The 26810-nt window shown below is 59.8% G+C and carries 20 protein-coding genes; 7 read left to right on the top strand and 13 right to left on the bottom strand.

Annotation, left to right across the window (positions count from 1 at the left end; translation table 11 throughout):
* Together Q0677_RS09855 and pta are read left to right on the top strand one after the other, a co-directional pair.
* The coding region (locus Q0677_RS09855) for a thiamine pyrophosphate-dependent enzyme (RefSeq protein ID WP_298909092.1) at positions 1-351 on the top strand (351 nt) is incomplete at its 5' end.
* A gap of 85 nt (positions 352-436) precedes the next feature.
* Entirely contained in the window at positions 437-1441 is a 1005-nt protein-coding gene (pta, locus tag Q0677_RS09850) for a phosphate acetyltransferase (protein ID WP_298909090.1), read from the top strand.
* A 3-nt stretch (positions 1442-1444) separates the two neighbouring features.
* On the opposite strand, the gene Q0677_RS09845 is transcribed toward pta, so the two are convergent.
* The 4 genes from Q0677_RS09845 to Q0677_RS09830 are packed head-to-tail and all read right to left on the bottom strand — an operon-like array spanning position 1445 to position 4363.
* The gene (locus tag Q0677_RS09845) at positions 1445-2311 is read right to left on the bottom strand and encodes a phosphate acyltransferase (protein ID WP_298909089.1); all 867 of its coding nucleotides are present in this window, start codon (positions 2309-2311) and stop codon (positions 1445-1447) included.
* A gap of 12 nt (positions 2312-2323) precedes the next feature.
* Positions 2324-3121, bottom strand: a complete 798-nt coding sequence (locus tag Q0677_RS09840; RefSeq protein ID WP_298909087.1) for a metal ABC transporter permease — start codon at positions 3119-3121, stop codon at positions 2324-2326.
* Positions 3111-3878, bottom strand: coding sequence for a metal ABC transporter ATP-binding protein (locus Q0677_RS09835; RefSeq protein WP_298909085.1), 768 nt, complete (start codon positions 3876-3878; stop codon positions 3111-3113). The genes Q0677_RS09840 and Q0677_RS09835 overlap by 11 nt, the downstream gene beginning before the upstream one ends.
* Positions 3875-4363: a Fur family transcriptional regulator gene (locus Q0677_RS09830; RefSeq protein ID WP_298909082.1), complete on the bottom strand. Its 489-nt coding sequence runs from the start codon at positions 4361-4363 to the stop codon at positions 3875-3877. Before Q0677_RS09830 ends, Q0677_RS09835 begins: the two co-directional genes overlap by 4 nt.
* 76 nt (positions 4364-4439) lie before the next feature.
* Here Q0677_RS09830 and Q0677_RS09825 point away from each other — a divergent pair, with 76 nt between their 5' ends.
* Positions 4440-5492, top strand: coding sequence for a zinc ABC transporter substrate-binding protein (locus Q0677_RS09825; protein WP_298909079.1), 1053 nt, complete (start codon positions 4440-4442; stop codon positions 5490-5492).
* A gap of 48 nt (positions 5493-5540) precedes the next feature.
* Here the strand turns inward: Q0677_RS09825 and Q0677_RS09820 are convergent, their stop codons facing one another.
* A complete protein-coding gene (locus Q0677_RS09820) occupies positions 5541-9131 on the bottom strand; it encodes a hydantoinase B/oxoprolinase family protein (protein ID WP_298909076.1) in 3591 nt (1196 codons plus the stop codon).
* 306 nt (positions 9132-9437) lie between these two features.
* Between Q0677_RS09820 and mnmH the strand changes: the two genes are divergently transcribed.
* The gene (gene mnmH / locus Q0677_RS09815) at positions 9438-10493 is read left to right on the top strand and encodes a tRNA 2-selenouridine(34) synthase MnmH (protein WP_298909073.1); all 1056 of its coding nucleotides are present in this window, start codon (positions 9438-9440) and stop codon (positions 10491-10493) included.
* On the opposite strand, the gene selD is transcribed toward mnmH, so the two are convergent.
* The gene (gene selD, locus Q0677_RS09810) at positions 10490-12670 is read right to left on the bottom strand and encodes a selenide, water dikinase SelD (protein ID WP_298909070.1); all 2181 of its coding nucleotides are present in this window, start codon (positions 12668-12670) and stop codon (positions 10490-10492) included. The genes mnmH and selD overlap by 4 nt on opposite strands.
* 192 nt (positions 12671-12862) lie before the next feature.
* On the opposite strand from selD, the gene Q0677_RS09805 reads away from it, so the two are divergent.
* Positions 12863-14173 carry an FAD-binding oxidoreductase gene (locus tag Q0677_RS09805; RefSeq protein WP_298909067.1) on the top strand — a complete coding sequence of 437 codons (1311 nt, stop codon included), beginning with the start codon at positions 12863-12865 and terminating at the stop codon, positions 14171-14173.
* A gap of 406 nt (positions 14174-14579) precedes the next feature.
* Here Q0677_RS09805 and Q0677_RS09800 read toward each other — a convergent pair whose 3' ends face one another.
* Together Q0677_RS09800 and Q0677_RS09795 are read right to left on the bottom strand one after the other, a co-directional pair.
* Positions 14580-15800 carry a polysaccharide pyruvyl transferase family protein gene (locus Q0677_RS09800; RefSeq protein ID WP_298909064.1) on the bottom strand — a complete coding sequence of 407 codons (1221 nt, stop codon included), beginning with the start codon at positions 15798-15800 and terminating at the stop codon, positions 14580-14582.
* Between the two features lie 152 nt (positions 15801-15952).
* Positions 15953-16792: a sulfotransferase gene (locus Q0677_RS09795; RefSeq protein WP_298909061.1), complete on the bottom strand. Its 840-nt coding sequence runs from the start codon at positions 16790-16792 to the stop codon at positions 15953-15955.
* Between the two features lie 363 nt (positions 16793-17155).
* Between Q0677_RS09795 and Q0677_RS09790 the strand changes: the two genes are divergently transcribed.
* Positions 17156-18490, top strand: coding sequence for an 8-oxoguanine deaminase (locus Q0677_RS09790; protein WP_298909059.1), 1335 nt, complete (start codon positions 17156-17158; stop codon positions 18488-18490).
* 46 nt (positions 18491-18536) lie between these two features.
* On the opposite strand, the gene Q0677_RS09785 is transcribed toward Q0677_RS09790, so the two are convergent.
* Complete coding sequence (locus tag Q0677_RS09785; RefSeq protein WP_298909056.1) at positions 18537-19682, bottom strand: acyl-CoA dehydrogenase family protein; 1146 nt, start codon at positions 19680-19682, stop codon at positions 18537-18539.
* A gap of 126 nt (positions 19683-19808) precedes the next feature.
* Between Q0677_RS09785 and Q0677_RS09780 the strand changes: the two genes are divergently transcribed.
* Positions 19809-20795, top strand: coding sequence for an AraC family transcriptional regulator (locus Q0677_RS09780; protein ID WP_298909054.1), 987 nt, complete (start codon positions 19809-19811; stop codon positions 20793-20795).
* 107 nt (positions 20796-20902) lie between these two features.
* Here the strand turns inward: Q0677_RS09780 and Q0677_RS09775 are convergent, their stop codons facing one another.
* From Q0677_RS09775 to Q0677_RS09760, 4 genes are all read right to left on the bottom strand, one after another.
* Positions 20903-21991: a biotin/lipoyl-containing protein gene (locus tag Q0677_RS09775; protein ID WP_298909051.1), complete on the bottom strand. Its 1089-nt coding sequence runs from the start codon at positions 21989-21991 to the stop codon at positions 20903-20905.
* Positions 21992-22000: 9 nt separating this feature from the next.
* Positions 22001-22930 (bottom strand): transketolase C-terminal domain-containing protein, encoded by a 930-nt coding sequence (locus Q0677_RS09770; RefSeq protein WP_298909049.1) that lies wholly within the window; start codon positions 22928-22930, stop codon positions 22001-22003.
* Complete coding sequence (locus tag Q0677_RS09765) at positions 22918-23844, bottom strand: thiamine pyrophosphate-dependent dehydrogenase E1 component subunit alpha (protein ID WP_298909047.1); 927 nt, start codon at positions 23842-23844, stop codon at positions 22918-22920. Before Q0677_RS09765 ends, Q0677_RS09770 begins: the two co-directional genes overlap by 13 nt.
* 940 nt (positions 23845-24784) lie before the next feature.
* Entirely contained in the window at positions 24785-26623 is a 1839-nt protein-coding gene (locus tag Q0677_RS09760; RefSeq protein ID WP_298909045.1) for a BCCT family transporter, read from the bottom strand.
* Positions 26624-26810 lie beyond the last annotated feature (187 nt).

Genomic DNA, 26810 nt, shown 5'->3' with positions numbered 1-26810 from the left:
GAATGGCCCGCCGTGACCCAAGTGGTCTTCCGCAACTACCAGTGGGGTGCGGAAAAGCGGAACTCGACCCTGTGGTTTGACGACAACTTCGTCGGCACCGAGCTGGACCAGCAAGTGTCCTACGCCGGCATCGCCAACGCGTGCGGCCTGAAAGGCGTCGTCGCCCGCACAATGGACGAACTGACCGCCGCGATGAGCCAGGCCGTGGAAGACCAGAAGAACGGCATCACCACCCTGATCGAGGCGATGATCAACCAGGAACTGGGCGAACCCTTCCGCCGCGACGCGATGAAGAAGCCGGTCAAAGTCGCTGGCATCAACAAAGACGACATGAAACCGCAACAGGTTTGATGAAAACTTCCGGGCGCGGGATCCCTCGCGCCCGGTTATCTGCCGGCCACATCCCGGCACCCCCTTGCTTGATCCCGAGGCACCGATGAAACCGCTCGAGACCCTTTTGAAGAACGCCGCCCGCACCAATCTGCGGATCGTACTATCTGAAGGCAGCGATCCACGTGCTGTAACGGCAGGGTATCAGGCTGTCTCGCAGGGGATTGCGCGTATTGGTCTTGTTGGGACCACCGCAGCAATTCATGCCGAGTTCGCAGCACAAGGGCTTGAGATCCTCGACGGGATCGAAATCCATGATCCAGCAACCTCTCCCCTTCGCAACGAGATGGCCGAGTTGTTTTACAGTTTGCGCAAGCATAAGGGTGTCACCCCGGAAGACGCACAGGCAGATGTCGATCTACCCCACATCTTTGCGGCTTTGCTGGTGAAGTCCGGGCACGCAGACGGCACCGTTGGCGGAGCCGTTGCCACCACGGCAGACATCGTACGCGCGGCCATTCAGATCATTGGCACCAAGCCGGACACCAATCTTGTGTCGTCCTTCTTCCTGATGCTGTTCTGCAAGGAACATCACGATCGCAAGGGCGCGATGATCTTTGCTGATAGCGGGCTGGTGGTAGATCCATCAGCCGACGAAATGGCGCAGATCGCCCTCAGCTCGGCGAACTCATTCGAGCGCCTGATTGGCGAGACACCGCGCGTAGCCATGCTATCGTTCTCGACCCGCGGAAGCGCCGAACACGACGCAGTGTCGAAGGTCGTGACCGCCACAGAAACTGCCCGCACCCGCGCGCCAGATCTGATTATCGACGGCGAACTACAGTTCGACGCGGCCTTTGTACCAGACGTCGCCGCGCGGAAAGCCGAAGACAGTCCCCTTCACGGCAACGCGAACATCTTCATTTTCCCTAATCTGGAAAGTGGCAACATCGCCTATAAGATCGCCCAACGTATGGGCGGCGCCGAGGCAATTGGACCGATCCTTCAGGGGCTGGCCAAACCGGCCAACGACCTGTCACGTGGCTGTTCGTCCGAGGATATCTTGCACATGATCGCCGTCACCGCCGCACAGGCCAGTGATACCGAATAGCCACTACTGCCCATCAGAACCTGCAATCGACAAAACGGTCGCCGCAATGATCTCGTCCACAGTGGCACCGCGACTAAGATCACAGATTGGCTTTCTGAAGCCCTGCAGGATCGGGCCATAGGCCTTCGCCCCTGCCAGTTGCACCAACAGCTTATAGGCAATGTTGCCCGCATCCAGATCCGGAAAAATCAGCACATTGGCGCGATTGCTGATGTCCGCCTGTTTCTTCAGCGCGGTCGCGATATCCAAGGCAGCATCTGCTTGCAGCGGGCCAGCGACCCCCGCGATATAAGCGGCTTCACGCACTTTCTCGACGCTCCCTCCTGCGCCGGAATACCCGGTCGCGAAAGACAGCAGCGCAACTTCCGCCTGACCTAAAAGGGATCTGGCTGTCTTGGCGCTTGTCGTGGCGATATCAGCAAGCTCCTGCGCCGAAGGCGACACGTTCACAGCACAGTCGGCAAAGATAAACTCCTGCCCGTCAGGAAGAACCATCAAGAAATAGCTGGAGGGCGTTTGGATGCCGTCTTCCAACCCGATCACCATCGACGCGGCTTCGATCACGCGCCGGGTGGGCGCAATGGCGCCTGCGACCAATAAATCGGCCTCGCCCGTCGCAACCATGGCGGCCGCGCGCATCAAAGGCCGTTGCAACAGGCGCTCGGCAATGGAGCGGCGCATTTCTCGGTTGGACGTCAGCGCATTGACGTGATGCTCGGCAAGATCGCCAAGTGGAACCGGCTGCGCCAACCCGTCGATATGCAGTCGCGCAGCAGCTTCGGAGATACGCGGATCTTCCATCTCGGGGAAGACAACGCGCGGTTTTCGCTCTGCAGCGATCTCGAAGGCACGATCCAGCGTGGCCGTCATAAGGCATTCCTATCAAACGGATTGGTTGCGGATCGTCCTATAGCCGGTTGTCAGCACAAAGATCAACGCCGCAGCCACGATGATCGACGGCCCAGCAGGCGTATCCAACCGTAGCGACGCCCAAAGCCCCGCCCCGCTGGCCGCCCAGCTGACCAGTACCGACGCGACCACCATCTGCACCGGAGAAGACGAGACACGTCGTGCAGCTGTTGCCGGGATGATCAGCATGGCCGAGACCAACAGCGCCCCAACAACCTTCAGCGACACCGCCACCACCAGCGCGATGGCTACGGTGATAACAAGGCTTTCGCGGTTCGGCTTAACGCCGGACGCCGCCGCCAGATCAGGGCTAAGCGTCGACAACAGCAGTTTAGACCAGCGCCACGCGATCACTGCGGCAACCAGACCGGCCCCGCCCCAAATCAACAAAAGATCGGATCGTGTGACGGTCAGGATGTCGCCGAACAGATAGGCGGACAGATCAACCCGGACGTCGGGCACGAACGAGATCGCGACCAGACCCGTCGCCAATGCGCCAAAGGACAACACGCCCAACCCGCTGTCTGGCGACTGCCCCTGCGCCATCATCCAGCTGATCGCGCCTGCCATCGCCAAGGCGACAAGCAAGGTGCCAAGGCTGATCGGCAGCGAGAAGATCAAGGCCAGCGCCACACCCAAAATGGCGGCATGGGCCGTGGCATCCCCGAAATAGGCCAGACGTCGCCAGACGACGAAAGCGCCCAACGGGCCGGTTGCGATGGACAGACCGACGCCCGCCAGCACCGCACGGACAAGGAAATCATCTAGCATGTTCAACCTCGTCGTTCGGGGCGTCGTGTGTGTGATCATGCCCGCAGCCATCGTCGTGATCGTGGTCATGCGCGTGCTGATACAGCGCCAGTGCACCTTGCGTGCCATGGCCAAACAGCGCGCGATATTCGGGGGCGTTCTGCACCACATGGGGCTTGCCCTCGCAGCAGATGTGCCCGTTCAGGCAAATCACCCGGTCCGAGGCGCTCATCACCACGTGCAGATCATGCGAGACCATCAGGACGGCAACACCGGTTTCACGGCGAACATCCTCAATCAGGCGATAGAAGCCTGCCTCGCCCATCTGGTCCAGCCCCTGTGTCGGCTCGTCCAAGATCAGGATATCAGGCTTTTCCAGAAGCGCGCGCGCCAGAAGGACACGTTGTAGCTGGCCACCCGACAAGTCCGCCACCTGGCGCGTTGCAAGCCCCGGCACGCCGACACGCTCTAACATGGCCGCGATCTGATCCGGTGCGTGTGCCTTGGGCAGGTTCAAAAACGCGCGCACCGGCAGCGGGAGCGTCGGGTCCAGCGCAAGTTTCTGCGGCACATAGCCAACCACAAGCCCCCTCTTCCGCGTGACCTTCCCCTTGGACGGGGTCAGCCCAAGAAGCGCGCGCAGAAGCGACGTCTTGCCCGACCCGTTCGGGCCGACGATGGTGACAATTTCGCCTGGCGCAACAGACATATTCACCCTGTCCAGCACAGTGTTTGCACCGTGGCGCACGGTCAGGCCCTTCGCCTCGATCAATGTCATGCGGCGGCCTCATCCTGACAGGAGGGGCACAGGCCCAGAGCTTCGACATTGGCGCGCTCGACGGTGAAACCAAGGCTTGCGCCGGCTTCATCAATCTTGGTGCGCAGCGATTGCGCGGGGATCTCGGCCACCGATTTGCAGACCCGACATATGAAGAAAGCCGGGGCGTGATCGCAGCCTTGTGTCGTGCAGGCCGTAAAGGCGTTCAGGCGCCGGATACGGTGTGCAAGCCCTTGATCTACAAGAAACTCCAAAGCGCGATAGGCAACGGGGGGCTGGCTTCCGAACCCGTCTTCGGCCAGACGCTCCAACACATCATAGGCCCCCATCGCACGATGCTCTTCCAAAAGAATCTCCAACGCACGGCGTCGGACCGGTGTTAGCCGTGCGCCAGCCTCGCGACAGATGTCCTCGGCGCGGGTCAGCGCCTCGTTGGCGCATGTGGAATGGTCGTGACTGTGAAACGCGCTGGCGGGATCCGACATGGGTTGACACCTGTTTTGTGTAATATTATCACCTTCCTCAAATGATATAACATCACAAAATCCGGAGCAAGCCCCGATGACCCTAACCCGCACCACGATGGCGCTGTGCCTCAGCCCGACTTTGCTGATGGCCGAAACGCCCAAAGTCGTGACCGATTTCGCCCCAATCCATTCGCTTGCTGCGCAAGTGATGGACGGCGTGGGTGAGCCGGAACTGCTGTTGCCCCAAGGGGCGGATCCACATGGCTTCCAAATGCGCCCATCGCAAATGCGGTCGCTGTCGGACGCCGATCTTCTGATCTGGGTTGGCCCGGCCCTGACCCCGTGGCTTGAGCGCGCTGTCGAAGGCGCATCACTGGGTCACAGCATGGCACTGCTGTCCGAAGCGGGCACGGTATTGCGCGAAGGCGGGCACGATCACGGTCACGACGACCACGAGTCTCATGAAGACGAGATGCATGAGGATCACGACCATGATGACCATGACCACGATGAACATGACGATCATGCGGACCATAATGACGAGGCGCATGATGCCCACGACGATCACGACCATGATCACGATGACCACGGCCATGAGGAAGATCATGACCATGCCGCGCATGTCGAAGGCGTAGATGAACACGCGTGGCTGTCGCCTCTGAATGCACAGGTCTGGCTGGAGGCGATCGCCGAAGAATTGTCCGAACTAGATCCGGCAAACGCCGAGCGCTATCACGCGAACGCCCATGCGGCGCAGGAAAAGATCGCCGCGCTGGACGCCCGTATCAAGGCACGGCTTGAGCCTGTGCACGAAAAAGGCTTCGTCCTGTTTCACGACGCGTTTGGCTATTTCACCGATCACTATGACCTGAACAGCCTTGGCGCGATCCGCGAAACCGATGCGGCCCCACCCTCGGCCGCGCAGCTGGCCGAAATCGCCGAGCAAATCGAGCATGGCGAAGTGTCCTGCATCTTCTCGGAGCCTGAGCGAGGCGTGTCTCAGGTACTCGATCTGGCGAAAACTGCCGGGGCAGGTACTGGGGTGCTGGACCCGTCCGGATCCACGATCGAGATCGACCCGATGCTTTATGAGAACCTGATGTGGAGCACAGCGGAGACAATCGCCACCTGTCTGGAAGGTAAGTAAACAGAAACGGGCGCCAACGCGGCGCCCGTTTTCTTTTGCATCAAGGGGTTAGGCAGGTTTACCCCAGCCGCCGCCACCGGGTGTGCACATCTCGAACAGGTCTCCGGGATCCAACGCAACCTCGCCATTGCCCGGCATCGGAATGCGGGTGCCGTCAGCCTTTTCAGCGGTGTTCACACCTACCTGACCAGGCGCGCCGCCGTCACCGCCAAACGGCGGAACCACACGGTGCGAGCTAAGCGTTGTCACCGTCACAGGCTCAAGGAAGCGCAGCCGGCGCACAACCCCGTCGCCACCACGCCACTGCCCTGCCCCGCCAGAACCTGCACGTAACGTGAACGCCTCGAGCCGTACGGGGAAGCGCTTCTCAAGGATTTCCGGATCAGTCATGCGGGTGTTGGTCATGTGGCTTTGCACCCCGTCACAGCCGTCAAAACCCGGCCCAGCACCAGTGCCCCCTGCGATGGTTTCATAGTTCTGGAAGTCATCATTTCCCCAGATGAAATTGTTCATCGTGCCTTGCGATCCGGCAATCACACCCAGCGCACCATAAAGCGCGTTGCAGGCGGCTTGGCTCACTTCGGTATTGCCGGAAATCACCGCCGCCGGATAGCGCGGGTTCAGCATGGTGCCTTCTGGGACAATGATATTCAGCGGTGCCAGACAGCCTTCGTTCAGCGGGATGTCCGCGCCCACCAGCGTGCGGAATACATACAGCACCACCGCACGGCTGATTGACAGGGGCGCATTATAGTTGCCCGCTTGTTGATCCGAGGTCCCGGTGAAATCGACTGTGGCCGACCGCGTCGCCTTGTCAACGCTGACGGTCACGCGGATTTCGGACCCACCATCCATCGGATAGGAGAACGCCCCATCGCGCAGCCGGTCGATGACGCGGCGTACGCTTTCCTCGGCATTGGCTTGCACGTGGCCCATATAGGCTTGCACAACTTCCAGACCGTAGTGATCGACCACGCCTAAGAGGGCCTGCCGTCCGGTCTCGTTCGCAGCGACCTGTGCCTTCAGGTCGGCCATGTTCTGGTCGATGTTGCGGCAGGGATACCGGCCCGAGGCCAGCAGCGCGCGCATATCGTCTTCCAAAAGCTGCCCTTCGGCCACCAGCCGCGTGTTCTCGATCAACACGCCTTCATGTTCGATATGCGTGCTGTCGGGCGGACCCGAGCCCGGTGTGCGCCCGCCGATATCCGCATGGTGCCCGCGCGAACCCAGCCAGAAGGCGATGCTGTCACCAACAAAGACCGGAGTCACGACGGTCACATCCGGCAAGTGGGTGCCGCCATTAAAGGGACTGTTCAGCACGAAGGCATCCCCGGGCTTCACCTGTCCGGCGTTGTCGCGCATCACTGTGCGGATGCTGTCGGACATGGACCCCAGATGCACCGGTACATGCGGCGCGTTCGCGACCAGATCGCCCGAAGCGTCGAAGATCGCGCAGGAAAAATCGAGCCGTTCCTTGATGTTCACCGACCACGAGGTATTGGCCAGCGTCGCCCCCATCTGGTCGGCGACCGACATGAAGAGGTTGTTGAACACCTCGAGCAGCACCGGGTCCACATCGGTCCCTGCGGCATGGGCGCGGGCCAGCGCCTCGACCCGTTCAAGGATCAGGTTGCCATGCGCGTCTTGCCGCGCCTGCCAGCCCGGTTCGATCATGTTGGTGCCGGTGGGCTCACGGATGATCGCTGGGCCAGAAATGCAGGCGTCTGCCGACAGGTTTGCGCGGTCAAAGAGCGGCACCTCCTGCCAGCCCTCTTCGGTGCAGAGCTGCACAGTGTCGTCGGGCTGATCATTCCCGCCGGTGACGTGCCCGCGCGGGGCTTCGCCCGATGTGCCGATCGCCTCGACCGCCAGCACCTCGAACAGGATCGCGCGTTCGGGCGAATGGAAGCCAAAGCGCGCGTCATGTGCGGCTTCGAAATCCGTCCGCATCTGCGCAGCGTCGCCAAACGGCACCTCAAGCGCCTGATGCGAGCCGTCATAGCGCAGATGGGCAATGCGCTCGATCTGGATGTCCGTAACGCCTTGTTTCGCGACCTCGGCCTCAGCATCGGCTGCCAAGGCCTGCAACCGCGTTGCAGCCTCGCCTTCGGCCTCAAGTGCCGCGTCGAACTGCTCTTGTCGGAGCGCCCGGATCTCGGCCAGCCCCATTCCATAAGCGGACAGAACCCCGGCGAATGGATGCAGAAATACAGTTTTCATACCCAGCGCATCGGCGACCAGACAGGCATGCTGCCCCCCGGCCCCACCGAAGCATTGCAGCACATAGCGGGTCACATCATGCCCGCGCTCGACCGAGATTTTCTTGATCGCGTTGGCCATGTTGTCGACGGCAATACGCAGGAAGCCACGCGCCACGTCCTCAGGCGACTGCGCGGGTTGGCCAGTTTCCGTCGCGATCTCTTGCGCGAGGGTTTCGAACTTCTGCCGCACCACATCCGCATCCAGCGGCTGGTCGCCATTCGGGCCGAACACATGCGGGAAATGGGCGGGCTGCAGACGGCCCAGCATGACGTTGCAATCGGTGACCGTCAGCGGCCCACCACGGCGGTACGCCGCCGGACCGGGGTTCGCCCCCGCGCTTTCCGGGCCTACCTGAAAACGCCCATCGCGGAACTGGCAGATCGAGCCGCCGCCCGCCGCAACCGTATGGATATCCATCAACGGTGCACGCATGCGGACGCCTGCGACCTCGGTCTCGAAACTGCGTTCATAGCTGCCTGCATAGTGGCTGACATCGGTCGAGGTTCCGCCCATGTCGAACCCGATCAGATGATCATAGCCAGCGACCTCGCCCGTTTTGACCATGCCGACAATGCCGCCAGCCGGGCCGGACAGGATCGCGTCCTTGCCCTGAAACATCGCCGCATCGGTCAGGCCACCATTAGACTGCATGAAGAGCAAACGATCGCAAGCCGTGCCAATGTCCAGCGCCCCCGCGACCTGTTCTACATAGCGGCGTAGGATGGGTGACAGATACGCGTCCACCACGGTCGTATCGCCCCGGCTCACCAGCTTCGACAAGCGCGAGACCGCGTGGCTTTCGGACACTTGCGTATAGCCGATGTCGCGCGCGATCTGGGCCACCTGCGCTTCATGTACCGGGTTCAAATAGCCATGCAGGAAGGCGATGGCGACGCCGCGGATGCCGGTATCGAAATGGTGTTGAAGCACCGTCCGCACGGCAGCTTCATCTATGCCATGCAGGACATTGCCATCCGCGTCCAACCGCTCGTCCACTTCCTCGACAGCCGCATAAAGCAAGTCCGGGCGTTTTATATGCAGGTCAAACAGGCGCGGGCGGGTTTGATAACCGATGCGCAGCAGGTCCCCGAAGCCCTTGGTGATCAAGAGCAGCGTGTCGTCGCCCTTGCGTTCAAGCAGCGCGTTCGTCGCCACCGTCGTCCCCATCTTGACCGAGGCAATCGCCCCGTCCGGGATCGACTGACCGGCCTCAAGCCCCAACAGCTCGCGAATGCCCTGCACCGCCGCGTCCGCGTAGCGCTCGGGGTTTTCGCTGAGGAGCTTATGGCTTTGTAGACCGCCATCCGGGTCACGCGCCACGATGTCGGTGAACGTGCCGCCACGATCCACCCAGAACTCCCACTTGCTGTCCAACATGTGCCCCTCCCTGATCCGTCAGACAGAGGTCAGGCATGGGCCGGGAAATGTCAATCGTGTGCGCACAAAGAGCCCACGAAAATGGGCAGAGGCATGGTGCACGCCGTTTTCTGAGCGTTTTTCAGCGATACCATTCGGAAATGGTGGTTGGATTATCCAAGCAGCCCGAGCCCCCGACAGGGATGCCAGCATAGTTTTCACAGCGTCCTCGGGCATATTAAGATAATGAGACGTGCATCCCGTGAACGCTCTGGCGCCACGCGGCGGTCTGGTTTACCACCGGATCGCAGAACCACGAGGATCCAGATGCCCCTGAAGCTCAAGACTTTGGCAGACTTTGCAGCGTTGGACGCGGATGACATCATCGACGTGCGCGCCCCGTCCGAGTTTGCCGAGGATCATATCCCAGGTGCCATCAACCTGCCTGCGCTCAGCGACGCAGAACGCGCCCGGGTCGGCACGATCTATGTGCAAGACAGCCCCTTCAAGGCCCGCAAGATCGGCGCGGCCTTGGTGGCCCGCAATGTGGCAGCCCATTTGGAAACCGAACTGGCGGAACGTCCGGGCGGCTGGAAGCCCGTGGTCTATTGCTGGCGCGGCGGGCAGCGCTCGGGCTCGGTGGTATCGATCCTGTCGCAGATCGGCTGGCGCGCAGAGCAACTGGAAGGCGGGTATAAATCCTATCGCCGGATGGTGAAAGCACTACTCTATGACGACCCGCTTCCGCATATGCTGGTCCTGATCGACGGGGGCACCGGTACCGCCAAGACCCGCCTGCTTGATGCGTTGGACACGGCAGGTGCGCAGGTTCTGGACCTCGAACAGCTTGCCAGCCATCGCGGATCGTTATTTGGTCTGGTTGGCCCCGCGCAGCCCAGCCAGAAGTGGTTTGAAAGCCAAGTGGCGATGACGCTTAGCCGCTTCGATCCATCCCGCCCTGTCTTTGTCGAGGCTGAGAGCAACAAGATCGGACGTCTGATTGTGCCCCCCAGCCTGTGGCAAAAGATGATCCGCGCCCCGCGGTTCGAGCTGTCCGCCCCCCTGCCCGCCCGCGCGGAACATTTGGCGCGCGACTATGACGACTTGATCGAAAATCCCGCGCGCCTTGAGGACATTCTCGAGCAACTCGTGTCCTATCACGGGCGCGCGCAGGTGGATCTGTGGCACGGGATGGCGCGCGCGGGCGATATGCAGGCGTTGGCGGCGGGGCTGATCGAGACGCATTACGACCCGCGCTATCGGCGCATCACCCGCAAGGATGCCCCCGCGCCGACACAGATCGCTTTACCCGATCTGTCAGACGCGACCTTGGCCCAGACCGCCGCCAAGCTGATCACACAAATGGACAACGCAGCGTTTTAGCGGCAATAGATGCTCGGGCTGTCCGCCTGCACTTCGCCGATCACATAGGCTGTGCGTCCCTCGGCTGCGAACCCCTCCAGCACGGCTTGCACATCCCGCTCGGGTACCGTGGCCAAGAAGCCCCCCGCCGTCTGCGGGTCGTGCAACAACAGCCCCTTAGCGCCCTCGGCGCCGAAAACAGGTGCCGCATCGCGGTTGGCGCCGTGGATGGTCGAGCGTACGCCACCGTCAGCCAATGCCTCGGCCCCCGGATGGGTCGGAATGGAGGCGAGATCCAGTGCGGCCGAGACGCCCGAGGCACGACAGATCGCCATCAGATGCCCGGCCAACCCAAAGCCTGTCACATCGGTCATCGCCGTCGCATAGGGCTGCAACAGACGCGCCTCGTCCCCTTGCGAGCGCGCCATGTTTTGCATCAGCCGCGCCACATCACGCCCGTCCGCGCGCCCCTGCATTTCACCGGCCAACAGCGTACCAGAGCCAATTGGGCGGGTCAGGATCAACCGATCCCCCGGCTGTGCCCCAGCGGTGGTCAGCGCCTGCGCACCTTCGGGCAAGAGGCCGGTCATGGACACGCCGATCGTCATCTCGGCGCCCATGCTGGAATGCCCGCCGATCAGCGCCACCTGTTCATCGGCAAGGAACGCGCTTATCTGCGCCAGAACTTCGTCCATCGTGCGGGACTGAAGCGTGGCACTCATCCTCGGCAGAATGACTGACAGCATCGCGGTCTTCGGCACCGCCCCCATTGCCCAGATATCACCCATCGCATGGTTCGCCGTGATCCGCGCCAATAGGCCGGGGTCTTCCGTGAAGGCGCGCAAGTGGTCTGTGGTGAGGACCTGTACCGCCCCGCCCACGCGCACCACTGCGGCGTCATCGCCCGGCCCCGTTAAAACCTCGTCCGGCATAGGCTGGTCCAATTTGGAAAGCGCCTGCGACAAGCTTCCCGGCGCAACTTTCGATCCGCAGCCCCCACAGAGCGGCACCGCATCGACCGCGTCCCCGCCCAGCGCACGCTCGCGCGGTTCCGGGGCCTGCGCCATGGCCGGATAGCCCCGGAACTTCTGCATGAACTTCTGATCGATGTGATCCTTCCAGCGCCACAGGCCGGGCAGCGCAACCGCCCGCCCCCATTTCTCGGCCAAGGCCCGTTTTCCGCCCATCGAGATCAGCTTCAGGTAATCGGCTTGCGGCTTGAAGGGGGTCATGGCCCCTCCCGCCAACGCAGCCCGCAAATTTTGCGCCAGCACCGGTGCCGCCCGCACCGCAAACACCCCTGCTTTGGGGCGCGGATCATGCAGCATCTCGGCGCAATCGCCCACGGCAAACAGCCCGTCATACCCCGGCACTTGGAAATCCGGCCCGACCGGAATGAAACCATCCGGCGTCAGCGGCAGGTCGGTTTCTTGCAGCCAGCCATGCGCGAATGCGCCCGCTGTCCCGACGGTGAACTGGCTGTCCAGTGTCGCGCCATCCGCCAAGACCACGCGATCCGCGTCGATCCGCGCGACCGAGGCCTTCACATGCAGCGCGACCCCCAAGTCACGCAGCGCTGCCCGCAACGGACCACGCGCCGCCTTGGCGCGGGCGGTGATATCGTCGCCAGCCTCGATCAGATGCACCTTCCTGTCGGCGCGATCCCGCAGCGCATGGGACATCGCCAAGGCGAGCTCGACACCAGCGACACCCGCTCCGATGACGGCCACATGAGGCGCGGCCTCACCCTCCGCGACAGCCTGCAAGAAACCCTGCCATTTCGCCGCGTAGACGTCCAAGGGCTTGGCACCGCACGCGTGCTCGGAAAACCCGGGAATATCCGGCATCTGCGCATGGATCCCGATATCGATCGAGGCCACGTCATACCCAATCTCGCGCCCGCCCTCGACGGTCACGGTCTTGGCCACCGGATCAATCGTGGTGGCATGACCGATCACCAACCGTGCGCCCGCAAACCGTGCCAACCGGATCAGATCAATGTCCAATGCCTCGCGCGTATAATGCCCAGCAATATGGCCTGGCAGCATCCCCGAATAGGGCGCCGTCGGGGCCGGGTTGATCAGCGTCAGCCGCGCGCCTGCTAAGGGCTTCATCCCCCACATGCGCAGCACCAGCGCATGGGCATGACCGCCCCCGATCATCACAAGGTCTTTCGTCAGAACCGGCTGAGATTGCATCACAGATCACCTTAATAACGGATACCTAAGGCGATACCTGAGCCCGCGCAAAATGGCCACTGTCCGGACCTTCACAAGAGCGCGACAGATTGGCCGTGTCGAAATTCTCGCCGTGTCGTTTTTAAGCTTGAGCGGCCTGCGCCTCCGACGCAAGGTGGCTCGGCGTGGCACATGGATCAACAGGACGCCTCAATGACACAGACCCGGACGGACGGCTTCGGCCCCTCTTACCGCGACACCTACTATACGCGCACGATGGAGCCGCCGCTGAACGCCGCCCCCCTGTCCGACCGGATCGAGGCCGATATCTGCATCGTCGGTGGCGGCATCGCGGGCGTCAGCGCGGCCTATGAACTGACCAAGGCGGGGAAGTCGGTGGTGCTGCTGGAGGCCGATCAGATCGCGTGGGGCGCCAGTGGCCGCAACGGAGGCGTCGTCACCCCGGGTTTTGCCGCCAGTGGCTCTGCCATTGAAAAGAAACGCGGCTTGGACACCGCGAGGCAAATCTTTGACCTATCCCGTGAAGGGGTCGAGATCTTCCGAGAGTACACCCAGACACTCGCCTTGCCCGGTGTGGAAATACGGCCCGGAGCCCTGTCAGTATCGCGCTATCGCGACGCGCAGGGGATGCAGGATGCGGCCCGACACAAGACCGATGCCTATAGCTATCCGGTGGAGTATGTCCCGACCGAGAAACTGCGCGAAATGGTACGCACGGATCGCTATTTTGATGGCGTCTATGACCCGCAGGGCTTTCATGCCCATTCGCTGAACTATTGCCTTGGCCTTGCCCGGGAAACGCAGCGCCTTGGTGGGCGCATCTTTGAAAACACCCGTGCGGTGTCGATGGCGCGTCAGGGGGCGGGGCATCTGGTGACGACGCAAGCGGGATCGGTGCAGTGTGAAACCGTCATCCTGTGCCAAGGCGGGATGGTGGACGGGTTTTCCAAGCGTTTGCAGCGCAACCTTTTGCCTATCGGCACCTTCGTGACCGTTACCGAGCCCCTTGGCGATCTGGCGCATGCGCTGATCCCCACCAGCGCGGCCATTGTCGACACGCGGATGGCCTGCGACTATTTCCGTATCACGCCGGACGGACGGCTTTTGTGGGGTGGTGGCATGACGGGAATGGCGCTGGAGCCTGCAAATCTGGAACAGCAGATGCGCCGCGCCTTCACCTCGGTCTTTCCGCAGCTCGCAGATGTCAAAATCGACGCGACGTGGAGCGGCCTTCTGGGCTATGCGCGACACCGGATGCCCTATCTGCGCGAGCTGCACGATGGGGTCTGGGCGGCCACTGGGCTTGGCGGTCACGGCGTGAATGTCGGACCCCTTGTCGGGCGCCTGATCGCCGAGGCGATTGTCGACGACGGCCAGCGCCACGCGGTGCTGGATCCCTATGGGCTGACATGGAATGGATCCGTGTTCGGACCCTTGGCCGCAGACACAGTGTATTACTGGGAAGCGTTGAAAGAGCGCTACTTTGAATGGCGCTATGGCTAGTTCGCGGATAGGGCGACCTGGGCCGTAACATCGGCGTGGGTCCGCGTTCACAAGGCCGATGGCGGTTCCAATTGGAGTTTACGCTTACGTTAGGTCAACCACATTGCGCCCAATTTTTGACAAATACGTTCCCGATAAGTCTCAACGTATGAGTGAGGGGAGTAATGGTGTTCAGCCACCGGCACCACTCGCCGGTGGCCGTCTTCTCGGAAACTGTATCGACCTGCATTCGACCCCTCATGGCGCCAAAGCACGTCGAAAACACCGCTCGGGAACGCATCATCCACGCCGCAATAGCAACGCCTCGAAGGACATCCGTCGCTGAGGTGGTGAGCACGCCCCACACATCTTTCCGATCAGGCCCCACCGCAGATGGCAAAGCCATATGCGCAGCTGCGAGCGACGCTCAACCTTTCAAGGCGTCAAGGGCATCCTTTACCACCGACGTGGCCTGAAGAGCCTCAAGACGATCAAGGATACGGCGAGATTCACGCGCATGGTCCTCACTCAACTTGTCGATCTTCTCGACCATCAGGTCGACACCGGGATTTCTGATATCAAAGACATAGTCCTGCTGGCCAAAGTGTTCCGCAAGATCAGTATACTTGCTGGCCCACCCTAGAATGATAACGGGAACGCCGCTTCTGTACGCGAACACCACCGAGTGATAGCGCGATGCAACAATGTATTTAAAACGCCCGATGATCCCGATCAGCTCGGGGCTGGCGTATTCTTTGGTAATGATACTGACCTTGTCCCGATTTTTCGTAATCTTAAGAACATTTTCAACAAGGTGATCGTCCGCTGTGGACGTGTTCAGAATGTATACTTTCTCGCCCTTATCGACCAATCGGTCCAGCGCCTTGGCATAAAGATCAAAAACCGCGCCTGCATCACCGATCCTGAAGACGTTTTCATTGATAATAAATCCAACTGACCCTTCATCGGGGTAGCCAGACTCGTCCTTATCATATGAGGCGTAAATCTCTTCGGGTGTTGGGAATAACTTCTCTCGGATAACCATATCTGTCGATAACTCGACATTGTCGAGGCCCAGAGACTTCAGGCACGCATAGCCTTCTTTTTCACGCGGATATATCTTGGTGGCGTAAGACAGTTCCCTTTTGACTTTTTCCAGAAAGGCCTCGTTATCGCCGCCATCATCCCAGTCCCAAGGGCCAAAACTTTGCGGCATCAGCACGATTTTTTTGTTGTACCGTTTCGCAAGACCTATCGTCTGCAGCAACATTTCTCCGCCACCTTTGGGCCAGCCAGAGCCGAGCGTGTAGCCGCTTGCATCGAAAATGGCATCCGCTTCTCTCAGCGCCTTGTCCATTTCGGCGACCTTACCGTTCCATTTGTCGGTCTTGCGTCTTTGCCCGGCAAAACGCGTAAGCAGCGGCTCTAGCAGTGGCACCTTGTGCAACTGGTATTTAAACACCAGACGCGTGTAATCATCATAGGGCAACAACTTGAACGCATATTGCTCAGGCGCGTCATACTTGTTCGAAAAACCAACGACTTCGCAGTCTTTGTAAATAGCTTTCAAGCCGTAGCATAAGGTCAGGAACATGGCCTGAGAGCCTTTGTTCCGCATCTGAATACCGGTAATAATAAACTTTTTCATATCACTAAGCGAAAGGCGTTACGCCTCCACTCTTCCTCCTTGCTTTTTCGAACGCTCGCAAAATTCGTTTCTGTTTGAACATCCCAGATCTACGGGCAATCCACCAAAGCCATCGACCCAACATGAGCTTCTACACATCGTCGCATGTTCCATCAGCTGGCTCGATCCGCTGATCCATACCAATGATCCAGCGACTGACCGCTCATCTGTTCCAACGCCTCGATAGAGGGATGGTAGTAATCGTTCAGACGATGGCGCAGCTCGTCTGTCATTTTCGGATACTGGATCTCATTGGTGATCAACCCGCGCGCGGCCTCAAACCCGGACGTCCCACGCAAGGGGCGCACAATCGGCTTCAGCCATGACAGGCTTTTGCGCAAACGGGGTGATACAGTCGGGGCTTTCTTGTCTTTCACCTTTCCGCGATCCAATTCTGAAAGCGGGCGTTGTGGCAGGCGAAGGTGGGATCGAACCAGCGACATCTGTCTCTCTGGGTCTTGTGCCACACCTTCGAAGAATAAAATGAGAAGCCGATCCCGACCGTAAAGATCAATAAAGGCGTTCAAATGCGACGCGAACTTCCCCGAGATCATGTATTTCAGGTTCTCACCCAAAGCCGGATCCAGATAGTTTTCGATATCCGCCCCAACTTCGCCACGCCTATACCGCATGCAATAACTTGAATAAGCGCGCTCAACCGGGTTGCGCAACTGCGCAATCAGCTTCACGTGAGGAAGATCTTGGTGCAGCCGGGTCGCTGCATCAGGTTCGTAGAGATAGGAGTTGGACTTTTCCCCGACAACCCGATCACGCTGCGCGTCATCGAAATGGGAAAAATACCAATCCTGCCCGCGACTATACTCTCTTGAAAAATAGTGAAGTTCCGGGTCCGGCATGTAAACGGCAGGATCCGCTTGCAACTGCTGCTGCAGCCATGTGGTGGCCGATTTTGCGGCCCCAATTATGATGAAATCAATATCCTTGAAATGCATAGGATAGTAGCACCCCTTATTGATGCGCAGGTAAACGACGTGAAAATGCAGGTCGTATCACGCAAGTAAAACAAACGTATTATGTCAATTGAAGCCCCCGCTTCGATCAAATGTTCTTCCCCTAAGATCGCGGCAGCAAGGCTAAGCTGTCAAGCCTTGCGGCGATTTTATGGTGTTTCGGGGCAAGTTCAGCGCCGCCCACATCGCGGCGTTTTGAAGCGACTACCTGAATGCAGGCGCCTGGATTGCGATTTGACACAGCCCGCGCTTTCCAGCTTATTGTCATGGCAGAGGCGGTTCTTGCCCCGTTTTCCATCGCCTCTACCAATCCCTTCTGAGACGGGCTGATCAAAAGGGGCAAACATGACCGAAATTCTACTTCGAAATGCCGATAGCATCCTGACGATGGATGACACTCGGACCGAGCTGAAGGGTGCGGATATCCGGGTCCGCGATGGTGTTATCACCGAAATCGGCACCGGGCTAACAAGCGACGGCGACATCCATGACGCGCGTGGCTGCGTGGTGACGCCCGGTCTGGTGAACACGCACCATCACCTCTATCAAACCCTGACCCGCGCGGTGCCGGGCGGACAGGATGCTTTGCTGTTTGGCTGGCTTCAGACGCTCTATCCGATCTGGTCCCGTTTTGGGCCGGAAGAGATGTTCATATCGGCGCAAGTGGGATTGGCTGAACTGGCGCTGTCCGGATGCACGCTTAGTTCGGACCACCTGTATCTCTACCCCAACGGTTCCCGGCTGGACGACACGATTGCCGCCGCGCAAGAGGTCGGGCTGCGCTTCCACCCAACGCGCGGATCGATGAGCATTGGGGAAAGCGACGGGGGATTGCCCCCCGACAGTCTGGTCGAGAAAGAGGCCGCCATTCTGGAGGACTCGATCCGCGTGGTCGATGCGTTCCACGATGATCGCGAGGGCGCGATGGTGCGTGTGGGTCTTGCGCCGTGCTCGCCATTTTCTGTCAGCCGAGACCTGATGCGCGACGCCGCCCTACTGGCGCGGGACAAGGGCGTCATGCTGCATACCCATCTGGCAGAAAACGACGAAGACATTGCCTATTCTTTGGAAAAGTTCGGCTGCCGCCCCGGTCAATATGCCGAGGATCTTGGCTGGACCGGCGACGACGTCTGGCACGCCCATTGCGTGAAACTGGATGGGCAGGAAATCGACCTCTTTGCCCGCAGCAAGACCGGTGTCGCGCATTGCCCATGCTCGAACTGCCGGTTGGGCAGCGGGATCGCGCCGGTGCGTCAGATGCGCGATGCGGGTGTACCGGTGGGGCTGGGTGTCGATGGATCCGCCAGTAATGATGCGGGGAACCTGATCTTGGAAGCGCGGCAATCCATGCTGTTGCAGCGGGTCGTCAACGGAGCCGACGCCATGTCCGCGCGCGAAGCGCTTGAGATCGCCACCCGCGGCGGTGCGGATGTTCTTGGGCGTCCTGATTGCGGACGGCTGGCCGTTGGGAAACGGGCGGACATCGCGGTTTGGGACGTGTCCGGTATCGAAAGTGCAGGCAGCTGGGATCCCGCCGCCCTGCTTCTTGCCGGTCCCACACGGGTCAAACATCTGTTCGTCGAAGGGCGGCAGATCGTGCGGGATGGTCAGATGGCTACAGTCGACCTTCCCAGAGTGATCGAGCGCCAAAATCAACTGGCCTTGGCGCTTCAGGTGTAAAGCGAGGCGCCATGTCGTTCGACATGGCGCCACTATCCCTAAGATATTAACGCGGGCCGGGGTTGGCGATCAGATCCCGCGCAATCACAAGGCGCTGAATGTCGCTGGTGCCTTCATAGATCTGCGCCACGCGGACATCGCGGTAAATCCGTTCGACCGGGTAGTCGCTCAGATAGCCATAGCCGCCAAAGGTCTGGATCGCAGCCGAGCAGACCTCTTCCGCCATTTCCGTGGCGAACAGTTTCGCCATCGAGGCTTCACGCAGCGCGGGCAAACCAGCGTCACGACGGCGGGCGGCATGCTGCACCAGTTGACGTGCGGCTTCGACCTTTGTGGCCATATCCGCCAGACGGAACCCAACCGCTTGGTGCTGAGCGATTTCCTTGCCGAACGCCTTGCGCTCCTGCGCATACTCGATGGCCAGCTCCAGCGATTTCCGCGCCATACCAACCGCTTGCGAGGCAATCCCGATGCGCCCGCCCTCAAGGTTCGCTAGGGCGATTTTATAGCCTTCGCCTTCAGCGCCTAGCAGGTTTTCCTTGGGAATGCGCATGTCCTCAAACGACAGCTGGCAGGTGTCCGACGAATGCAGACCCAGCTTTTCTTCGACCCGCACGACCTCGTATCCGGGGGTGTCGGTCTCGACGATAAAGGCGCTGATGCCCTTCGATCCGGCATCCTTATCGGTCACGGCGAACACGATGATCACCTTGCCGTTCTTACCCGAAGAAATGAATTGCTTCGCACCGTTCAGCACATAGTGATCGCCGTCCAGAACCGCAGTGGTGCGCAGTTTCGAAGCGTCCGACCCGGCCTGCGGCTCGGTCAGGGCGAAGCCACCGATCCATTCACCGCTTGCCAATTTCGGCAGGTATTTCTGCTTCTGCTCTTCGGTGCCGTATTTCACGATCGGGCCGCAGCCGACCGAGCTGTGAACCGACAGAATAGTGGAACAAGCGCCGTCACCTGCGGCGACTTCCTCGACCACGCTGGCATAGGTCACAGAGTCCAGTTCGATCCCGCCATATTCTTCCGGGACCAGCATGCCCAGAAAGCCCAGCTCGCCCATTTCGGTCAGCTGTTCGCGGGGGAAGTTGCCGGTGCGATCACGTTCTTCCGCGCCGGGCCACAGGCGGTCCTGAGCGAACTGCGCAGCCATGTCGCGAATGGCGGATTGGGTTTCGTCAAGCATGTCATGTCTCCTATCTGCCGACTGGTCTTGGCCCACGGCGAATCCGGGCGGGTTGGATCGGGACTATACAATTGAAGAAAGTTGTAAGCGATGCCAGTATATTTCACATAACTGACAGGAAATGCCATGCCGGAAACCAGCACCATCCCCCGCGCATTCGTGAACGAAGCGATCGACTGTGGGCGCAACGCCGGGGTAGATATGGACGCCCTGCTGGGCAGCCTTGGCATCACGCCCGAGGATCTAAGCCAGCTAACAGCGGCTCAGTTCGGTAAGATCTGGTTGGAGCTGTCCTTTCGCATGCAGGACGAGTTCTTCGGCCTTGCCGCCCGCCCCATGCGCCCGGGCAGCTTTACTATTCTGGGTCATGCCACCCGCCACGCCCCTACCCTTGAGGTCGCGATGGCGCGCGCGCTGCGTTTCTTGACGATCGTTTTGGAGGATCCGGCGGGCAAGCTAAGCATCGAGGGCCGACAGGCCATCGTCTCGCTGTCCGAACATGGCCCGGTCAAATCGGCCTTCTCGTACCGGCTCTATTTCACCATTCTGCATTCGCTGAATTGCTGGCTGATCGGCTCGCGCATCCCCATTCGGCACATCCAGTTTCCCTGTGCCGAACCCGCATGGACCAACGACTACGGCGACTTTTTCGGGGTGCCCGTCCAGTTCAACGCGGATTGCGCTCAGATGGTGATTGAACGGAAATACTTGCGCAAGCCGATCAACCGATCTGACCGCGCATTGAAGCGGTTTTTGAAGTCCGCGCCGACCGCCTTCCTGACTGGCTATCGCCACGGGGACGGTATCAAGGCGCAGATCATCAAAGAACTGTCAGCGGGCACAATAGACGCCTGGGACAGCGTGGACGCGATGGCCGCGAAGCTTGGCATATCGACGTCAACGCTGCATCGGCGGCTGAAGGAGGAAGGCCAGAGCTTTGGAGAGATTAAAGAAGAGCGTCGCCGCAATCTGGCGATCTCGCTTCTGAAAAAGACCGACCTACCCGTGACCGAGATCGCCCGTCAGGTGGGCTATGCCGAACCCAGTGCGTTTTTCCGCGCCTTCAACCGCTGGTTTGGCACGACGCCAAATGCAATCCGAAGCCGAGGGTGAGTTAAGGAACGACCTGCTTCTCACCTAATCCGGGAATTGCCGCGCGAACACCATGGCCGCTTGAAGACTACACGAAACCTCGCAAAACGGGATCACATCCCCCGAACCTACGCATCCAAATCCCGGTGTTTCGGCGCGTGTTCCAGCGACAGTTCCGTGAAGTCCGGCACATCCATCAGGACCGAGACGTTGTTGTGGATCAGGCAGCCCCGCCCCACCTCGACACCGAACAGAACGGACGCGCCCATGCCTATGACGCTGCTCGCCCCAATCCGGACGTTCCCCGCCAAAATGGCCGCAGGGGTCAGATGCGCATGGTCACCCACAACGCAATCATGCGCGACGGTGCTCGATGAGTTCACGATCACATTCGCCCCGATCCGGCAACGCGGTCCGACCATCGCGTTGGGCAGCACATAGCTTGCTGCCCCCAGTTTCACATCCGCGCCGAAATGGGCAGTCGGATGCACCAATGGTGGCAAAATGAAACCAATTGCTTGCAATTTCTCAAACACGGCCTGTCGCGTCTCGGACGAGGTCGCCCCGCCGATCCCGACAAACGCGACCCGCACACCGCTGTCATAAAGCGACTGCAGCGCATCATCTGTGTCGATCACCTCGACCCCCGAGATGACGTGCGTCCCTTTCGGAAGTTTGCCGTCCACCGCACCGATCAGATCCCAGCCGCAGGCAACCGCAATCTCGCCAATCGTGGCACCGTGCCCGCCGCCTCCGACCAGAACGGCTTGCATGGCAGTGACCTGAGGTCCACCATCCGGGCCCTTGCCCGCAGCGGCCTCGACCTCGGCCACGCCGATGCGCCCGGCTTTGGGGGCGACCGTGTCCAGATCGACCCCGAGCTCTTCGGCCCGCAGCCGGGCTTTGGTGGTCACTTTCACCTCGGCGCTGCCACCATCAGCCCCGCTTGCATCGTCGCCCGCTGCGGCACTGTCGCCGCCCGTATCAATGACCACGATCACGCTGCCACTGGCGATCATCCGGCCTTTCTTGCCGTTGATCTTGGACACCGTGCCCGCGTGTGTTGCCTCGATATCAACCGAGGCCTTCGTCGTTTCCGCCGAGATCAGAAGATCGCCTACGTCAACCTGATCGCCCACCGCGACATGCAGTTCTGCCACCAGAACCTCGTCTTCGTTTGCGTTCACCCGAGGGGTCATGATGTCGATAAGTGCCATGATCTTTCCTTAAAACGAGGCGACGATTGCGCGTTCGATCTTGTCGACGCTGGGCAGGATTTCCAGCTCCCAGTTGCGCGCACTTGGGATGGCGGTGGGATCGGCGGCGATGGGTTGGAAGTGGCGCGGCGTGATGCCCGCCGACAGGATTTCTTCGGCCACAGCCGCGCCGAAGCCCCAACTTTCCGTGCCTTCCTCGACCGTGAAGATGCGGCCCGATTTGGCGGCTGCGGCCCGGATCAGATCAGCAGGCATGGGGGACAGATGCTGCACCGGCACGACTTCGACCGTCAGCTCTTCGTCCTCAAGAAGACGCTCGGCCGCCTGCACGCAGAACTCGGTCACGCCGCCATAGGTCAGGATCACAGCGTCGGGGCGGTCATAGGTGACCAGCCGGTCCGGCTCGACCAGTTTCGAGTACATGATCTTGTTTTCGATAAACAGAACCGGACTGCCCAGTTCAGCGGCCTCTTTCAGCAGTGCGCCCGGGCTTTGAAACTGGTTCACCGCCATGACGGTCAGACCGGGGACACCGCAGAAATGCTTCTCGATGCTTTGGGAATGGGTCGGACCATAGCCGCGCCCGCCGCCCATGGGCGTGCGCACCACAAGGCTTGCATCCACCGCGTCGTTGAACATCCATTTCACCTTGGCGGCATGGTTGATCAGCTGATCCGTGGTCAGGGTCAGGAAATCCCCGAACATGATCTCGGCCAGCACAGTGCGCCCGCGCAAAGCCATGCCCAGACCGACACCGACCAGACCGGCCTCTGAAATCGGAGTCGTAATCACGTTGTTTGGGTAGGCATCAGACAGCCCCTGCGTGACCTTGAACGCCCCGCCATAGGGATCTAGCAAATCCTCGCCCAGCACGATCGTCGAGGGATCGCGCTCGACGATGCCAAACAGGCTGTCCCGAAGTTCTTCTACGACACGCATGCGACGTCATCCTTCAAAGCCAGATCCAGGACGTGTGCGATGTGGTCGTCGCACCATGCTTCCAGCGCGCCGGGGTCGCCGACGCGGTCGCGATACACGGTCAAGGGATCTCTTTTCTGCAGCTCGGCCACGAAATCCTCGTCGCGCGTGTCGTCTCCTTTGGAATGCGGGCCAAGGCGGACGGTTTCCAGATGCAGCCACGCCGGACGGCCGGTGGCGCGGATCTGGTCCACGATCGGGTTGACCGTTGCAAAGATCTCGTCCGCATCCGTGCTGGCCAGATGGTGACAGTCGATCCCAAAAGCCCGCGCTCGGTCAGTGATGGAACCCGCGACGCCCAGCTCTTTCGGAGTTGTTTGGGCAATGCCGTTGTCCTCGACCACAAAGAGGACGGGCGCCGACAAAAGCGAAGCGAAATTCAACGCCTCATAGACCGAGCCTTCGCCCATCGTGCCGTCGCCCATGAAGATGCAGCTGATCGCGCCCTTATCCTTTTCAGCGAGCGCCGCGCCAACAGCCGCCGCCGCGAAACCGCCCTGTATGCCGGAGGAGTAGAAGTTGCGCCAGTGCAGATGCTGTGAGCCACCACGGCCACCACAAGCCCCGGTGCGGCGGCCCAGAATTTCAGAAAACAGGCGATAGCTTTGGCCGCAATAGGACAGGAAATGCCCGTGACACCGGTGGTTGGACCAGACCATGTCGCGGTCCAGCTTCAGCGCTTCCATAATTGCCACCGCATTGGCTTCCTGCCCCTGCGAGGTATGGGTCGTGCCCGCCAGCATGTTGTTGGTAAACAGCTCTAACAATTTCTGTTCAAACCGGCGGATCAAATACAGCTGCCGGTAAAACCGATCTTCGCGCGACAAATCCGCGCCCAACACATCGGCATCAATTTCTTGTAAATCGTGACTCATCTCAAACCCCGCGCTCAACAGCACGGTCCACCTTTCCCAACTAACCCCCTCGCGGCCTGTAAAATCTAGCGGCCTGCGTTGTGTTCTCAAATGATGCAGGTGGCGCCGAAAACTGGCGTCAGCATCGTAAATCTAATCGATCCGAAAGGATCAGCCTTCAATTCCCTACCAATCAGGGCTTCCAATCCCTTGTTGCCTTGATCCTAGAGGTCTTCGACCTTTTCAGAAATCAGCCGACAAATAAAGGGCTGAGGCCGGATTGCCCGAACGCCGCTCTACGGCAACTCCAACGTCATTAGCTGATCTGCGGTGCGTTCAGCTTCGATCTGAAACGCGAGGTCATCGCATGAAACTGCTTCTCATCGTTGCATAAATTCATGGCATTAACGAACACTCCTAATATCAATCAATAAGTGCGTAGTACAAAATGCAACCGCAGAAACCGGCCAAATATGCGCCAGTTCATCAGCGTTGACCACGATTCACCACTATTCTGCGCCAAAAAGCAATTGAAACCTGCTTTTCAGCTGAAATCGCCGGTGTTTGGGGGAGATACAGTGAAACGCTGCTGCTAGACGGTCTCGAACAAGGCCGGTAGCACTGCCCTGTAGTCCATGTAGATACGAGGTCAAGCGGCAAGAGCCGAGGCGCGGTTCATCTCGAAACTTGGTCTGGCGTAGAAGCCGTGCTTAGAGTTGAAGGGGGTGTATCAGAAGCATGACCGCACCCTAAAATTATCACAGTCAGCTCAAATCAGTCCTTGCGAAACAGGAGCCGACCACACGGGATAAAGCCATACTTGAAAGGTGAGGGCTTAGTCATGGCGCGAGGCGAACGCACTATGTCAGGTCTTTTTCCTCTGACACAGCCATTTAGTCTTCCAGCGTCACCAGTACGGCAGCGGCGTTAATACACCGCTGCCGATATTTCCTTCTAGGGATTACTCCGCAGCTTGTTGTGCTGCGTGTTTGTCCCGTTTCCCATCGCGGTAAAGCGCTTTGGCCAGAGAGGCCATCATCAGGCCCATGACCATGGTGAAGGGAAGCGCCCCGATGATCATCGCGTTTTTCAGCGCATCCATCGGATTGTTGTCGCCCGCTGCCATCAGCAGTGTGCCGATTACGGCCGTCAGGATCACGCCCCAAACGATACGGTGCTTGATGCCAGTTTCCTGGCTACCACCCGACATGATGGTGTTCATGACAAGGATACCACTATCGGCCGAGGTGACCAGGAAGGTCATGATCAGTACGACACACATCACTGTCAAACCTGCCAGCAATGGACCGTCGATCATCTGGCCCAAGGTCACAAACAGCTTGGCTGTGTTTGAAGCACCGACAATGGCCCCTTCTGCTCCACCTGTCAGCTCCAGATCAATGGCTGTGCCGCCAAGGATGGTCATCCATGCAAAACAGACCAGCGACGGCGCAATTACGCAACCCACGATGAACTCGCGCACGGTGCGTCCGCGGGAAATGCGGGCCAGGAACAGGCCGACGAACGGCGAGAACGCAATCCACCAGGCCCAGTAGAAGGTGGTCCAACCGGCCTGCCAGCCAAACTGACGCCCCTGGTTTCCTACTTCGTAGACAGCTGCCAGCGTGGCATCATCCAACTCGGCGGCAGCTCCTTCCAGACCCGACTTGAAGGTCTCGAAACCATCCGATCCGGCCCATGCGCCCCAGGCGTTGGTTGCCCCCGAGAAGAGCTCATCCGCCAGCGGTTTGGCCGTTTCCGGGATCGCAGAGGCAAAATCGGCTGCCGACTGTGGACCCCAGGCCCCGAAGCTCAGGCTGACGAAGTGGATCAAGTAGTCAACCAAGGCCGAGGCATAGGTGCTCATCGCGAAGAAGAACGAACCGAAGGTGACAAAAGTCAAAAGCAGGATGATCGACAGAACCAGGTTCAGGTTCGACAGGTATTTCACCCCGCGACCCACGCCGGAAACGGCGGAAATGATCGACAGACCCATGATAGTGACTAGACCAGCAATCAATCCGACTTTACCCGGAGCCGGAGCATCACCGGACATATCCATCATCCATTCCATTCCGGAAATTGCGTAGACACCGTCGATGAACTGGCTGACGCCAAATCCAATCGTCACGGATACACCCAAGATGGTGGCGACAACACCTAGAACGTCAACCACGTGACCGAAGAAGCCGTTCACGAACTTACCAAACAGCGGTGTTAGGGCCGATCGGATCGTTAGCGGCATGTCCCGAGTATAGGCGTAGTAAGCCAGCGACAGGCCCGTCACCACATAGATCGCCCAAGCGTGAAAACCATAGTGCAGGAACGTATAGCGATAGCCCGACTGAACCGCGGCTTCAGTGTTACCGGCAACATCACCGGCCAGAACTACTGGATTGGATCCCCAAAGTCCAAGAGGCTCGGCAGTAGCGAAGACCATCAGGCCCACACCCAGACCAGCCCCGAACATCATCGAGAACCACGAAAAGTCCGAGAACTCCTTGCCTTCTCCCGGGCGTCCCATAACGCGTCTGCCGGTTTGCGGCAAAATGGCAATAACTGCCAGGAAAAAGGCAAAGAGTCCTACAATGACGATGTAGAAGCTGTTGAAGCTTTCCAAAAGTTTCCAGTTGAGGCTACCCAATGTAGAATTGGCATTGGCTGGCCAGACAAGAGCCCAAATAACCAAGAGCACCATGATGCCCTTACTGATCAGGGCAATGGGCAGGCTGTTGTCCTTATAGAACCCAGAATCCTGCGTCTTGATGTTGAGCTCCGTAAACGGAGGTTTGACAGACATATTTTTGTTCTCCCAGTTGGTTTCGTTTACTCACAGCAAACTTCTCCCCTGAAACCGCTAGATGCTCTGGTTCGCACCTTCTCCAACCAACAGTTCAAGGGTGCGTATCAGTCTGCCGCACCATACGGCTCTGAATGGTCTAAGTGCGACGCGGTTCCGGGCGTTTACGTCATGAAGCGCGCTTTCT

The sequence above is a fragment of the uncultured Aliiroseovarius sp. genome, from assembly GCF_947492455.1.
Lineage (GTDB): Bacteria > Pseudomonadota > Alphaproteobacteria > Rhodobacterales > Rhodobacteraceae > Aliiroseovarius.
The sequence above is the reverse complement of the archived record's forward strand: the minus strand, read 5'-3'. Positions and strand labels throughout refer to the sequence as shown.